Source organism: Bacillus hominis (assembly GCF_018332515.1).
GTDB lineage: Bacteria > Bacillota > Bacilli > Bacillales > Bacillaceae_G > Bacillus_A > Bacillus_A hominis.
This window is the reverse complement of record NZ_BOQD01000086.1, coordinates 1-14,167: the sequence shown is the minus strand read 5'-3', so window position 1 is coordinate 14,167 and position 14,167 is coordinate 1. Positions and strand designations below refer to the sequence as shown.

The following is a 14,167-nucleotide window of genomic DNA, read 5'->3' as shown; positions in this document are numbered from 1 at the left end:
TCTTAATATATCAATTAATCCATTACTTGGAAATAGATGGTATACTTTTATTTTTTAATGAACTATACAAAAAGAAAAAACATTAAAATAAATATGCTAGACAGCATAAAAAGAAGATATGAAAACTTAATTTCATATCTTCTTTTCTCTCTATGCATTTACAGGTTCTTCTACATAAGAAAGAGCATTTTCGAAATCGGATATTAAATCGTTAACATTTTCAAGACCAACCGATAAACGGAGTAATGAATTGGAAATACCTCTTTCATCACGTGCTTCTTGCGACAGTGCTGCATGTGACATTTTAGCTGGGTAGGAAAGAATCGATTCGACAGCCCCTAAACTAACTGCAAAAACAGGTAATTTTACTTTTGATAAAAATTGGCGGAGTGCATCTTCTGACTGCAAAGTAAAAGATAGGACAGCTCCAGCTGATGTGGCTTGAGATTGTTGAATATCAAATCCAAGGTGTGTTTGTAATCCAGGATAATAGACATTTTGAACTTTAGCGTGCTCTTGTAAATAATGTGCAATTTTATTGGCATTTGCAGCTGAATGCTCGAGACGTACATGCAATGTTTTTAGACCGCGAAGCACGAGAGAACAATCTTGAGGACCTAAAATAGCACCAAATGCATTTTGTAAAAATCCAATTTTTTGAGAGAGTTCGGCATCTTTTACGATCGCTAATCCGGCAGTAACATCACTATGACCGGCAATAAATTTTGTGGCACTATGAAGAACGACATCGGCGCCGAGATCAAGTGGCTTCTGGAATAGTGGTGTCAAAAATGTGTTATCAACAAAAGTAAGAGCGCCAACAGATTTTGCAAGTTTAGAAACGGCACGAATATCTGTTACTTTTAAAAGTGGATTAGAAGGTGTTTCTACATAAAAGAGTTTTGTATTTGGTTTAATGTTTTGCTTTATTTCTTCTAAATTAGTCATATCAACAAATGTATGTGAAACACCGTAACGGGAGAGTACTTCAGTAATAATTCGGTAAGTGCCTCCATATACGTCTTCTGAAATGAGTACGTGATCGCCTTGTGAAAGAAGGAGAAATGCAGTGGAAATCGCTGCAATACCTGATGCAAAGGCGAACCCTTTTGTCCCGCCTTCTAATAAAGCAATGATATCTTCAAGAGCTTCACGTGTTGGATTTCCAGAGCGGCTATAGTCGTACTTTCCGAAAGCATCTACATCAAACTGATGAAATGTTGATGTGTTATAAATGGGAACGTTAACAGCTCCTGTTTGCGAGTCATGTTTATATTGGTTGTGTAGTAAGAGTGTATCTATAGAATAACTCATATTCTTACACCTTCTTTTACAAGTTTAATGGCTTGCTTTAAGTCTTGAATTAAATCGTTACTATTTTCAATGCCGACGGAGAAGCGAAGAAGACGATTACATACCCCGTTTGCCGTTCTAATTTCTTCAGGAATATCAGCATGCGTTTGTGTTGCTGGATAAGTCATCAAACTTTCTACACCACCAAGACTTTCAGCAAATGTAATTAAGGATAAAGATTGTAAGAAAGGATCAATCCATGTTTCATCTTTAAGACGAAATGAAATCATACCGCCTCTTCCTGGATAAAATACATCTGTCACACCGTCTTCATCATTTAAATAAGCAACAATTGCTTTCGCATTTTCTTCATGTTGTCTCATGCGAAGCGCTAAAGTTTTCATACCGCGAATTAATAGCCATGAGTCAAATGGACTTAAGACAGCCCCTGAGGCATTATGATAATGAGCAATTTCCTCACAAAGTTCTTTTCCTTTTGCAACGACAAGTCCGCTTAGTACATCGTTATGCCCACCTAAATATTTCGTTGCACTGTGAAGAACGATATCGGCACCTTCTGTTAATGGTTGTTGTATATAAGGCGTGTAGAATGTGTTGTCTACAATAAGAAGTAGTCCATGCCTTTTCGCTACACTTGCGACACTTGCAATATCAGTAACTTGCATTAGTGGATTAGTCGGAGTTTCTATGAAAATAGCCTTTGTTTCAGTTGTGATAGCTTTCTCAATTTGTTTAATAGATTGTGTATTTACGTATCTACATCGAATATTCCACTTTTTTTCATGCTCAGAAAATAATCGATACGTTCCCCCATATAAATCCTCGGATACAATAAGTTCATCTCCAGAACGGAATAACGAAAGGACGAGGAGCACAGCTGCCATTCCTGAACTACAGGCATAACCTTGTTCGCCATATTCTAAGTCTGCGATTGCCTGTTCTAATAGACTACGAGTTGGATTTCCAGTTCTTGAATAGTCAAAGCCAGTAGATTTACCAAGCCCTTCATGCCGATAAGCAGTTGAGAAATAAACTGGTGGATTAACAGTTCCTGTTGTAGTTTCGCTACGATTCCCGATTTGTGCTAGTTTTGTTTCGATTGTTGACATGTGAAAATTCCCCCTTTGTAAAGTGAACGACTAAGTGAATGTAAAATAAAAAAAGCCTTCTAAGAAGAAGGCTTTCAGTTTGAATAGAGTCTTCTTCTCATCTGTCAAATCTTTCACAATTTGCTGGAATTAGCACCTTATTAACGAATGAACGTTAATGGTTGCTGAGGCGTCACAGGGCCAGTCCCTCTACCTCTCTAGATAAGAATGTTCGTATGAAATTTTATTATGTTTTTAACTTTACAACAAAAGATAATTGAATTGCAACTTTATTTTAAATATTTTTTTATTTTTCCGCAAGTGTCATTGACTTTTATTTTTGTGCATGCTAAATTTATAAAAAATTAACAAACATTGTTAAAAGGGGAACGCATTTCCTTTTAGCTACATAAATAAAATACTCTTATTGAGAGCGGTGGAGGGAAAGGCCCTGTGAAACCCAGCAACCTTCAAACTAAATGTTTGAAACGGTGCTAAAACCTGCAAAACGTGTGTTTTGCATAATAAGAGGAGGAACGATTATGTCCCCCTCTTCACTTTGAAGAGGGGGTTTTTATATTGATAGAAATGAGGGAGATTCGTGAAATTACTAGATTTATTATCAAAAGGAATTGTAATAGGCGATGGTGCGGTTGGAACTTTATTACATTCGCATGGTTTACAAAGTAGTTTTGAAGAATTGAATTTGTCTGATCCGGACTTAATTATATCAATCCATAAACAATATGTAGCTGCTGGAGCGGATGTTATTCAAACGAATACGTATGGGGCAAATGAAGCGAAATTACGTATGTATGGATTAGAAAATCAAGTTGTCCAAATTAATAGAGCGGCGGTAAAACTGGCGAAAGCATCTGTGACAGAAAAAAATGCAATCTTAGGAACAATTGGTGGCATGAAACATATCGGAGCTGTTACAACGACTGATATAGAGCGAGAATTTATGTTACTTGAGCAGGCAGGTACTTTACTAGAAGAACAGGTTGATGGATTACTATTAGAAACTTTTTATGATGAATTTGAATTATTGCATGCCGTTAAAGTATTGCGTAAACAAACGAATATTCCGATTGTTGCTCAGTTAGCGTTACATGAGGCAGGTACGACTCAAAATGGGAATGATGTCAATGAAATATTAAAACAGCTTTTAGACTACGGTGCCAATGTTGTTGGATTGAACTGTCAACTAGGGCCACTTCATATGACGGAAGCTTTCAAAATGATATCGATTCCTCAAAATGGCTATTTATCAGCATATCCGAATGCAGGTCTCCCAAATTATGTGGAGGGGCGTTATGTGTACGAGGGAAGTCCAGCATATTTTGAAGAGATGACAACAAAATTTATTGAACAAGGTATTCGTTTATTAGGTGGTTGCTGTGGTACTACCCCGGAACATATTGCAGGAATGAAACGTGCTATTGCAAATATTACACCTGTAATAGCAAAGGAGACGATTCAAAGGCCAAAAGTGGTCCATACACACGAGAAGCGTTCGAGAGTTCATGTTACTCTCGCAGAGAAGGCAAAGAAACAAACGACAGTTGTAGTGGAATTAGATCCACCGAAAACGTTAGACACGCAGCGATTCTTTGAAGGGGCAAGAGCACTGAAAAGGGCTGGAGCGGATGCTATTACTCTAGCAGATAATTCATTAGCATCTCCTCGCGTTTCGAATATGGCTATGGGTGCATTATTAACGAAGCATGATATTCCAGTATTGACGCATTTAACGTGTAGAGACCATAACGTCATTGGACTGCAGTCTCATTTACTTGGATTATCAGCATTAGGTATGGAGGAAGTATTAGCTTTAACGGGTGATCCAGCGCGTGTTGGTGATTTTCCAGGTGCAACTTCTGTATATGATTTGTCATCTATCGAGCTCATTAAAATGATTAAAGAGATGAACGATGGTCGTTCTATTTTAGGGAAATCAATCGGTCCGGCAACAAGATTTTCTGTCGGAGGGGCATTCAATCCTCATGTAAGACATTTAAAAGCAGCGGTAAAACGAATGGAACGAAAAATAGATGCCGGAGCAGAATATTTCTTAACGCAGCCGATCTATGATGTAGCTTTAATTAAAGAAGTATATGAAGCGACAAAGCATTTGGAACAACCTATTTTTATTGGGATTATGCCGTTAGTAAGTAAGCGGAATGCAGATTTTCTTCATTTTGAAGTGCCAGGTATTACTCTCCCAGAAGAGATAAGACAAAGAATGGATGGGCATGAAATAAAAGAGGCAGCTATTGAGGAAGGGATTCGTATTTCACAAGAGTTGATCGATGCGGCGATGAAATATTTTAATGGTATTTATCTTATTACGCCGTTTTTAAAATATGAAATTACAGAACATCTCGTGAAATATGTGAGAGAAAAGCAAGAAGTGAAAGAGGGTATTAATTGATGAAACGAATAGAAGAGAGATTACAACATGAAATTTTAATATTAGATGGTGCAATGGGAACGATGATCCAGCAAGAAGACTTAACAGCGGAAGATTTTGGAGGAGAAGAATACGAAGGTTGTAATGAATATTTAGTAAAAACAAGACCGGATGTTATTTCAAATATTCATAAAGTCTACATTGAAGCTGGTGCAGATATTATTGAAACGAATACGTTTGGTGCAACGAATATTGTATTAAGTGATTATGCATTGTCTCATTTAGATGAAGAGTTAAACGAAAGGGCAGCGCTTTTGGCGAAGCAAGCGGTCAAAGAAAGTGGGAAAGAAGTATATGTTGCGGGAGCAATGGGACCAACGACGAAAGCAATTAGTGTTACAGGCGGTGTGACTTTTGAAGAGTTAATCGAAGCATATACAAGGCAAGCGAGAGGATTATTAAGAGGAGAAGTTGATGTATTGCTCGTTGAGACGAGTCAAGATATGCGTAATGTGAAAGCTGCGTACCTTGGAATTCAATCGGCGTTTGAAGAACTAAACAAAATAGTACCTATTATGATTTCCGGAACAATTGAACCGATGGGAACGACTTTAGCGGGTCAAACGATCGAAGCCTTTTATTTATCGGTAGAGCATATGAAGCCATTATCGGTTGGATTAAACTGTGCTACTGGTCCAGAATTTATGAGGGAGCATATTCGTTCTCTATCTGATTTATCGGAGTGTTATATTTCTTGTTATCCAAACGCTGGTCTTCCTGATGAAGATGGACATTATCATGAATCTCCATCTTCCCTTGCTGAAAAAGTGAAGCGATTTGCTGAAGAAGGATGGATTAATATTATTGGTGGTTGTTGTGGCACAACACCAGAACATATAAGTGCAATGAAAGAGGCACTTGCTTCTCTTAATCCTCGTGAGCACCACAAACGAGTTGGACATGGAATTAGTGGGCTAGAAGCGTTGCAATACGATGATTCTATGAGACCTTTATTTGTTGGAGAAAGGACGAACGTAATTGGATCACGTAAGTTTAAAAGATTAGTAGCAGAAGGGAAATTTGAAGAGGCTGCTGAAGTGGCAAGAGCACAAGTGAAGAAAAATGCTCATATTATTGATATTTGTATGGCGGACCCAGATCGTGATGAAATAGAAGATATGGAAAGATTTTTGGCGGAAGTTACGAAAGTGTTAAAAGTACCGATTATGATTGATTCAACAGATGAAAATGTTATGGCGAAAGCTCTTACTTATATTCAAGGAAAAGGTGTTATCAATTCTATTAATTTAGAGGATGGAGAAGAACGTTTTGAAAAAGTGACACCCCTTCTTCGGAAATACGGTGCTGCGATAGTTGTAGGGACAATTGATGAAGATGGTATGGCAGTTAGTGCAGAAAGAAAGATAGAGATTGCTAAAAGAAGCTATGAATTACTAACGAATAAGTATGGTATACGCCCATCTGATATTATTTTTGATGCGCTTGTGTTTCCTGTAGGAACAGGTGATGAAGAATATATAGGTTCAGCAGCAGCGACCATAGAAGGAATTCGTCTTATTAAAGAAGCGTTACCAGAGTGTTTAACGATTCTAGGTGTGAGTAATATATCTTTTGGTTTACCACCAGCTGGACGTGAAGTATTAAACTCTGTCTTTTTATACCATGCAACGAAAGCAGGATTAGATTATGCGATTGTTAACACGGAAAAATTAGAACGCTATGCATCAATTCCAGAGGAAGAAAAACGTCTTGCAGATGCATTATTATTTGACACGACGAAAGAGACATTAGAAGAATTTACAAACTTTTATCGTGTTGCTAAAAAGAAAGATGTTGTTGTACAAGAAACATTAACGCTTGATGAACGATTAGCAAACTATATTGTAGAAGGTACGAAGCAAGGATTACACGAAGATTTAAGTCTCGCACTTACAGAAGGAAGAAAACCGTTAGATATTATTAATGGCCCGCTTATGACAGGAATGGATGAGGTAGGGCGATTATTTAATGGTAATGAGCTTATAGTTGCTGAAGTATTGCAAAGTGCTGAAAGTATGAAAGCTGCCGTAAGTTATTTAGAGCCACATATGGAATCTAGTGATAGTGCGAAAAAGGGGAAAGTATTGTTAGCGACCGTAAAAGGTGACGTACATGATATTGGGAAAAATCTTGTTGAAATTATTTTATCAAATAACGGATATGAAATTATTAATTTAGGAATTAATGTTCGTTCGGATCGAATTGTTCAAGAAGTACAAGAAAAGAAACCTGATATTATTGGTCTTTCTGGTTTGTTAGTAAAATCAGCGCAACAAATGGTAACAACTGCTGAAGATTTAAAAGCGGCAAATATTGATATTCCAATTGTTGTAGGTGGTGCAGCGCTAACGAGGAAATTTACAGATAATCGTATTTCTCCAACTTATAAAGGGCTCGTATGTTATGCAAGTGATGCAATGACAGGTCTTGATATTATTAACAAATTACAAAAAGAAGAAGAACGTGAAAAGATGAAGCAAGATAAACAGGAACGCCATCTTCATATTGTGAAACAAGAGGAGAAAAAAATAGAAATTCCGGCAGTTATTGAGCCGTTGCCAAAAGCAACTGTTATGATACCAGATTCGACGAAACGAGTTGTATTACGGGATATTCCTACCCTTCATCTTGCACCGTTTTTAAATAGACAAATGTTAATTGGACACCATCTTGGATTAAAAGGAAACGTAAAAAAACTCCTGCAAGAAGGAGATGAAAGAGCGCACGAATTAAATGATTTAATAGATGAATTATTACAAGAAGGACAATCTTGGTTACGTCCGAAAGCAGTGTATCAATTTTTCCCAGCCCAAAGTGATGGACAAAATATAATTATATACGACCCGGAAGATCATACACGTATTATAGAGCGATTTGAATTTCCGAGACAAGGGAAAGCGCCATACCGTACTTTAGGCGATTATATACGCCCTATTGGAGATGAGATGGATTATGTTGCTTTTTTATCTGTTACCGTTGGAGAAAGTGTCCGCGATGTTGCAGAGGAATGGAAGGTGAAGGGGGATTATTTACGCAGTCATGCAATTCAATCGTTAGCACTTGAATTAGCAGAAGGACTTGCTGAAAAAACACATATGCTCATCCGTGATCGCTGGGGAATTCCAGATTCACCTGAATTGACAATGGAAGAACGCTTCCGCACGAAATATAGAGGAATACGCGTGTCATTTGGTTATCCAGCATGCCCAGAACTCGCGGACCAAGAAAAGCTATTTCGCTTAATTCATCCAGAGGAAATAGGTATTTCATTAACGGAAGGATTCATGATGGAACCAGAAGCATCTGTAACGGCTATGGTATTTTCTCACCCTGAGGCAAGATATTTTAGTGTATTATAGTGTTGAAGGGGGAGACGTATGAAAAAAATAGTCTTTACAGGTGGCGGTTCGGCAGGGCATGTAACGCCTAATTTAGCCATTATTCCACATTTACAGGAAGAAAATTGGGACATCTCTTATATTGGTTCTCATCAAGGGATTGAGAAAACGATTATAGAAAAGGAAGGCATTCCGTATTATAGTATTGCAAGCGGGAAGCTACGTCGTTATTTTGATTTGAAAAATATAAAAGATCCCTTCCTTGTAATGAAAGGTGTTATGGATGCGTATGTAACAATTCGTAAACTAAAACCGGATGTAATTTTTTCAAAAGGTGGTTTCGTATCTGTACCAGTCGTAATTGGAGGATGGTTAAATAGGGTGCCAGTTTTGCTACATGAATCTGATATGACACCTGGACTAGCAAATAAAATTGCGCTCCGTTTTGCCTCGAAAATATTTGTTACATTTGAAGAAGCAGCGAAACATTTACCGAAAGAAAAAGTAATATATACAGGATCACCTGTACGTGAAGACGTACTAAGAGGAAATCTTGAAAAAGGTTTAAAGTTTCTAGGGTTTTCCCGTAAGAAATCAGTTATTACTGTTATGGGAGGAAGTTTAGGAGCAAAGAAAATTAATGAAACGGTTCGATCGGCACTTCCAGATCTTCTGAAAAATTATCAAATTGTGCATCTTTGCGGAAAAGGAAATCTTGATGAATCCTTACAAAATAAAGAAGGATATAGACAATTTGAATATATACATGGAGAGTTACCGGATATATTAGCAGCAACAGATTTTGTTATTTCGCGTGCGGGCTCCAATGCAATTTTTGAGTTTTTAACATTGCAAAAGCCAATGGTTTTAATTCCGTTATCGAAATTTGCAAGCCGTGGAGACCAAATTTTAAATGCTGAATCCTTTAAAAGACAAGGGTATGCATCGGTATTATATGAAGAGGATGTAACGGTGAACTCGCTTATAAAGCATATAGAAGAGCTATCTCATAATAATGAGATGTATAAAACAGCATTAAAAAAATATAATGGAAAAGAAGCGATTAAAACTATCATTCAACATATTTCAGAGGCATGATTAAACAATCGTGTCTTTTTTAATAGAGTGAAAGATTCCAAGAATTGATATTTTTATGTTACAATAACAAATGGTTAATAGGGAAATTCCAATTGATTAAGCGTGAAAATACGAATGGATTAGGAGTGACTGTGTTGGAGCTAAGTCTCTATGAAAATACTGCACTTATTATATGCTTTGTGTTGTACGTTGGTAGTATTATTGTTTATATTTCACGGAAATTTTCACAAGAACGAGAGCTTGAAAAATCAGAAATAACAGCTGAACTAGAAATGTTAGCTGATGAAAGTTATAAAAAACAAAAAATAAAAGAAGACCATGAGGCACCCCATCATTGAAACGCAAATAAGTTCTAAAGATGGGGATTTTTTTTGGGAAAAATCCTATTAACGCTAAAACGGAGTTTCCCCATGTATATTTAAGGGGTGGGTATAAATGAAATTTTATATTGCTTCAGGATTTCAAAATAAGCATCTTGTACGTTTCATATCAAGCCAGTTGAAAGAAGTAGGATGGCATCATACATATGATTGGACGAAAAATGAAAGAGCAACTAATAGAGAACAATTGCAAAAAATTGGTGAAGAAGAACAAGAAGCAATACGAGAAGCTGATGTCTTCTTACTCATACTAGAGGGTGGGAATGGAAGTCATACAGAATTAGGGATGGCAATTGCTTTAGAAAAGAAAATTTATATATATCACAAGGGCAATGAGTTGCAAACTACGTTTTACCATTTACAAGAAGTTGATGTTTTTGAAGGAGAAATTGAGGGACTTGTCTCATATATATTGAATAAAGTGGAATGTTAGATGTGGGAATGTAGCCAGAAATATTTCTTGCAAAAAAGAGTGAAGGTTACCATTAGTCTATTTTGGGCACAGTGATTATAAGTAAAGCATATAAAGGAGTTATAAATATGAAACTAGAAAATGGTTGGGAAACGAGTTTTTTAGAAGTTGTACAAAACAGTGAATTTAAGAAAGATGCAATTCTTAGTCAATTGCTTTTTGCGGATGGTGAAGAAGTAGAAGAGCTTGTTGATGATTACGGTTATGAAGAGATTATTGAACGCGAACATGATGATGAGTTAGCAGGAATTTTAGGAGAAGAACTTTTTAGTGAGATGGAGCGAAACGTATTCTTATCTTCACAGCCAGAAGAAAAACTTATTTCATTCGTAAATGGATTAGGTTTTCATGTGTTAGATTGGATCGTGCTTCTTGAAACAGAATTTGGTATTGATAGCGCAAATTTCACATCGGATGCGGTGAAAATGTTAGAAAAGCGTTTTAGACAGTTTCCATACATAGAAGATAAAACGATTTTTGATATGACTTTAGGAGAGGTAATGGATGTATTACAATCCATTACAGGATTACAACTGAAAGAAAAGATGAATATATAAAGAAAAAGAACGTGAGGATATCACGTTCTTTTTTTTACATAATAATAATTTTATCATCTAGCTTTGTTTGTCCAGTAAGAAGTGCATTTAAATACTCTACTTTTCGTATGCAAGCTTGTATATGTCTTTCGACCTCTTGTAACTCTGCTTGGTGATGTGTCTCAATTGGGTGAATTTGTAAGTTGAATTTTTCAAATTGACTACTATATGTTACTTCTGCATAGCCGCTCATAATATCAGTTTCGTTGTGAAATAAAAATTTCTTCGTTTCTTCACAGAATGATACATCTTGAAATCCATATACTTTTAATGCTTCGATTACTTTTGTAATAATTTTTGTATTCATTTTTTATCCCTCTTTACGAAGTTCTACTTTTACATTATAACATGAAATAAGGTTGAGAAAGCGTTTTCAAGTGCTTTTTATTGTAATTTTTACGTATAAAACATAAAAATGAAACAAAGAAAAAATAATTGTAATGAAGAGAGGATTCTTTTATTGTTCCGTCATATATATAGAGAAATAGTGCAATGAAAGGAAATTTTCCGAGGTGGAGATTGTATTTCCAATTTGAGCGCAGTAAAAGGGGTGAGAATCTTGAACTTTGATATTGTAGGACAAAAAGCATATATAAAAGATGGGCCGCATCGGAACCGAATTGGAACTGTAAAGAAAAATGAAAAACAATTAGAATCCCACTTTGTTATTGTAATTGGGGAACAAAGTATTGCTGTAGAGCTAAAGGATATCGTATTAGTTGGAGTAGATGTAGGACAATTTCATGAATGGTGCGAGCAGAATGGTTATTTGTAAAAGGGACGGGCTGTGAGATAGTGAAATATATTTGAGAAAAGAGAATATGTTATTGTATTCTCTTTTTCCATGTTTAAGGAGTCGGAAATGAAATATAAAGAACAAGAGTTTACATTGGAGTTGAAAGAGAAGATTCAAAGTATGGAAAATGAAATAGAGAGAATATCACTTAAACTTTTTAAAGATTATTCACACTTATACATAGAAAAAATATGGAACTATTTATGGAACTCATCAGAGATAAAGAAAATTCTTTTGAAGCAGGATATTCTTCATCCATTTCGATAGCTGTATTAGATGAAGAAGGAGCGATGATTGAATTTTACACAGTTCCTATCTGGGAATGTGGTAATTATTTTTTAGGAATGCCACTTCAAATGAGGGTTTTTGGGAGTAAGTTAAGGGGGAACTTGTTGATGAATCATATTGTGAGATAGAGGAGGAGTTAAAGGAGCGGTTGGAAGAGTTTTTACAGTTTGCAGATGCGGAATAATAATTCGTCTTTTATTTATAAGAAATTAATAGCTAGAAAAAAATGGTATAATTTATTTATATCTATACGTAATAATATACAGGTGATGTTGTTATCATGGCTGAAGTAATCGGTAGAGCTTTATTCATAGTGTTTGAGACAATATGTTATGCCGTATGTTTAAAAGATAAAGAGGAAGATGGAAAGAAATAAAAAAAGGACGCTAACAGTATAAATTGTTAGCGTCCTTTTCTACTATGAAGCAATTTCACCAGTTTTCACATCATCTTGATTGTACGTATCTTGATCTAATTCACCAAGCCATTTACTAGAAATAAGACCTGCTGTCATAGAACCACTTACGTTAAGAGCTGTACGACCCATATCGATTAATGGCTCAACTGAGATAACAAGAGCGACAATGCCGATTGGTAAGTTCATTGTAGAGAGTACGATTAATGCTGCGAATGTTGCACCGCCACCAACGCCGGCAACACCGAATGAGCTAATAGCAACGACAGCGATTAAAGTTAAAATAAATTGTGGTTGTAATGGATCAATTCCTACAGTTGGAGCGACCATCATAGCAAGCATTGCTGGGTAAATACCTGCGCAACCGTTTTGACCGATAGATACCCCGAATGAAGCTGCGAAGTTTGCGATTCCTTCAGAAATACCAAGCTTTTCTTTTTGTGCTTCAATATTTAATGGCATTGCACCAGCACTAGAGCGAGATGTGAATGCAAATGTTAATACAGGGAACACCTTTTTCAAATATTGAATTGGATTTAAACCAGATAGAGCAATTAATAATAAGTGAATAACGAACATTACGATAAGTGCTACGTAAGACGCTAACACGAAGTTACCAAGCTTTAAAATAGCATTTATATCGCTACCAGCAACTGTTTTTGCCATAAGAGCTAATACGCCGTATGGAGTAAGGCGTAAAATTAACGTTACCATGCGCATTACGATTGCATATACAGCATCAAGCATCTTCTTAAATAGCTCTGCTTGTTCTGGATATTTTCGTTTTACACCTATGAAGGCAATACCGATAAAGGCTGCAAATATTACGACAGAAATTGTTGATGTTGGACGAGCACCTGTTAAATCAAGAAACGGATTTGTAGGCAACAATTCTAATAATTTGTCTGGAATTGTTGTCTTTTCAATAGAAGTAAATCTTTCTTCTACTAATTTCAGACGAGCAGATTCTGCATCACCTTGTTGTAATCCTGTTGCTGATACATCAAATCCTGCGCTTGCAGCTATACCGACAGCTGCGGCAATTCCTGTAGTAAGAATTAAAATTCCGATAATAAGACCACTGATTTTACCAAGGTTTTTCGTTAATTGTAATTTTGTAAATGCTGAAATAATAGATACTAAAATAAGTGGCATAACAATCATTTGAAGCAATTTTACATAACCGTTACCAATTAAACCAAACCAGTTATTTGAGTCGATAATTACTTTAGAAGTAGGCTCATAAATAAATTGTAATATAAGACCGAATATAATTCCGACTCCTAAAGCAGTAAATACACGTTTATTAAAAGATACATGCTTACGTTGCATATAATACAATACGCCAACTAAAATGAGCATGACTGCAACGTTAATTCCGACAAGCAGTGTATTCATGTTGATTCCCCCTAATTCCAATCTGTTATATAGAATATAAGGTAATAAAACCTATAAGTCAACTAGGGAATTGCGGAATTAAAAAAAAGATGGCAATTTGCCATCTCTTAATGCCCAGCTCCAGGGACAAGTAAAAATGTTGTGTACCATGTAAATCCGATGAAGAAAACGGTTAAATATGCCCCGAATACGTATATATACATACGCTCTGTTAATTTTAAATAACTTAAAAGTACGAAGAATCCTGTTTGTCCTAAAAATAGTAGTGCGGTCGAATGCATATCCCCTACGTAAAACATAACCGAGAAAATTCCAGTCCAAAAGCCGAGAACGCGAAACATGCGCTCCATGCCATCTCCCTCCTTTTCTAAAAAAAAGTAAAACCTCTTTTCATTATAGTTTATTTTTCTAACTATTGTAAATATTCATTCATATAAAAGAAAGAAGCCAATTATAATATTGACTTCTTCTTGGTTGAAAAACTAAATTTGAACTTTATCCCGCATTAACG

12 protein-coding genes, 1 pseudogene and 2 riboswitches are annotated in these 14,167 nt (G+C 36.0%); of the genes and pseudogenes, 8 read left to right on the top strand and 5 right to left on the bottom strand.

Going from position 1 to position 14,167, the window contains the following annotated elements:
• Positions 1 to 150 precede the first annotated feature (150 nt).
• A complete protein-coding gene (metC, locus tag KI356_RS10250) occupies positions 151 to 1,314 on the bottom strand; it encodes a cystathionine beta-lyase (RefSeq protein WP_212935368.1) in 1,164 nt (387 codons plus the stop codon).
• Positions 1,311 to 2,423 carry a cystathionine gamma-synthase/O-acetylhomoserine thiolyase gene (gene metI, locus KI356_RS10245; protein WP_212935367.1) on the bottom strand — a complete coding sequence of 371 codons (1,113 nt, stop codon included), beginning with the start codon at positions 2,421 to 2,423 and terminating at the stop codon, positions 1,311 to 1,313. Before metI ends, metC begins: the two co-directional genes overlap by 4 nt.
• A gap of 94 nt (positions 2,424 to 2,517) precedes the next feature.
• A riboswitch (SAM riboswitch) is annotated at positions 2,518 to 2,631 on the bottom strand.
• 192 nt (positions 2,632 to 2,823) lie between these two features.
• A riboswitch (SAM riboswitch) is annotated at positions 2,824 to 2,933 on the top strand.
• Between the two features lie 70 nt (positions 2,934 to 3,003).
• Here metI and KI356_RS10240 point away from each other — a divergent pair.
• From KI356_RS10240 to KI356_RS10215, 6 genes are all read left to right on the top strand, one after another.
• On the top strand, positions 3,004 to 4,836 hold the full coding sequence (locus KI356_RS10240) for a bifunctional homocysteine S-methyltransferase/methylenetetrahydrofolate reductase (protein WP_212935366.1): 1,833 nt from the start codon (positions 3,004 to 3,006) through the stop codon (positions 4,834 to 4,836).
• Complete coding sequence (gene metH, locus KI356_RS10235) at positions 4,836 to 8,234, top strand: methionine synthase (protein WP_212935365.1); 3,399 nt, start codon at positions 4,836 to 4,838, stop codon at positions 8,232 to 8,234. Before KI356_RS10240 ends, metH begins: the two co-directional genes overlap by 1 nt.
• An 18-nt stretch (positions 8,235 to 8,252) precedes the next feature.
• Entirely contained in the window at positions 8,253 to 9,311 is a 1,059-nt protein-coding gene (gene murG / locus KI356_RS10230; RefSeq protein ID WP_128280946.1) for an undecaprenyldiphospho-muramoylpentapeptide beta-N-acetylglucosaminyltransferase, read from the top strand.
• Positions 9,312 to 9,406: 95 nt separating this feature from the next.
• Positions 9,407 to 9,649 carry a DUF3966 domain-containing protein gene (locus KI356_RS10225; RefSeq protein ID WP_205685965.1) on the top strand — a complete coding sequence of 81 codons (243 nt, stop codon included), beginning with the start codon at positions 9,407 to 9,409 and terminating at the stop codon, positions 9,647 to 9,649.
• Positions 9,650 to 9,746: 97 nt separating this feature from the next.
• Positions 9,747 to 10,124: a nucleoside 2-deoxyribosyltransferase gene (locus KI356_RS10220; RefSeq protein WP_128280948.1), complete on the top strand. Its 378-nt coding sequence runs from the start codon at positions 9,747 to 9,749 to the stop codon at positions 10,122 to 10,124.
• A gap of 107 nt (positions 10,125 to 10,231) precedes the next feature.
• On the top strand, positions 10,232 to 10,720 hold the full coding sequence (locus KI356_RS10215) for a hypothetical protein (protein ID WP_128280949.1): 489 nt from the start codon (positions 10,232 to 10,234) through the stop codon (positions 10,718 to 10,720).
• Between the two features lie 34 nt (positions 10,721 to 10,754).
• On the opposite strand, the gene KI356_RS10210 is transcribed toward KI356_RS10215, so the two are convergent.
• On the bottom strand, positions 10,755 to 11,066 hold the full coding sequence (locus tag KI356_RS10210) for a hypothetical protein (RefSeq protein WP_128280950.1): 312 nt from the start codon (positions 11,064 to 11,066) through the stop codon (positions 10,755 to 10,757).
• Positions 11,067 to 11,318: 252 nt separating this feature from the next.
• Here KI356_RS10210 and KI356_RS10205 point away from each other — a divergent pair, with 252 nt between their 5' ends.
• The gene (locus tag KI356_RS10205; RefSeq protein ID WP_128280951.1) at positions 11,319 to 11,534 is read left to right on the top strand and encodes a DUF3912 family protein; all 216 of its coding nucleotides are present in this window, start codon (positions 11,319 to 11,321) and stop codon (positions 11,532 to 11,534) included.
• A gap of 87 nt (positions 11,535 to 11,621) precedes the next feature.
• Positions 11,622 to 12,027 (top strand): annotated as a pseudogene (locus tag KI356_RS10200) (hypothetical protein).
• A gap of 234 nt (positions 12,028 to 12,261) precedes the next feature.
• Here the strand turns inward: KI356_RS10200 and KI356_RS10195 are convergent.
• Positions 12,262 to 13,656: an L-cystine transporter gene (locus KI356_RS10195; RefSeq protein WP_002122509.1), complete on the bottom strand. Its 1,395-nt coding sequence runs from the start codon at positions 13,654 to 13,656 to the stop codon at positions 12,262 to 12,264.
• A 107-nt stretch (positions 13,657 to 13,763) separates the two neighbouring features.
• The gene (locus KI356_RS10190) at positions 13,764 to 14,006 is read right to left on the bottom strand and encodes a DUF2626 domain-containing protein (RefSeq protein WP_002015110.1); all 243 of its coding nucleotides are present in this window, start codon (positions 14,004 to 14,006) and stop codon (positions 13,764 to 13,766) included.
• Positions 14,007 to 14,167: the final 161 nt, after the last annotated feature.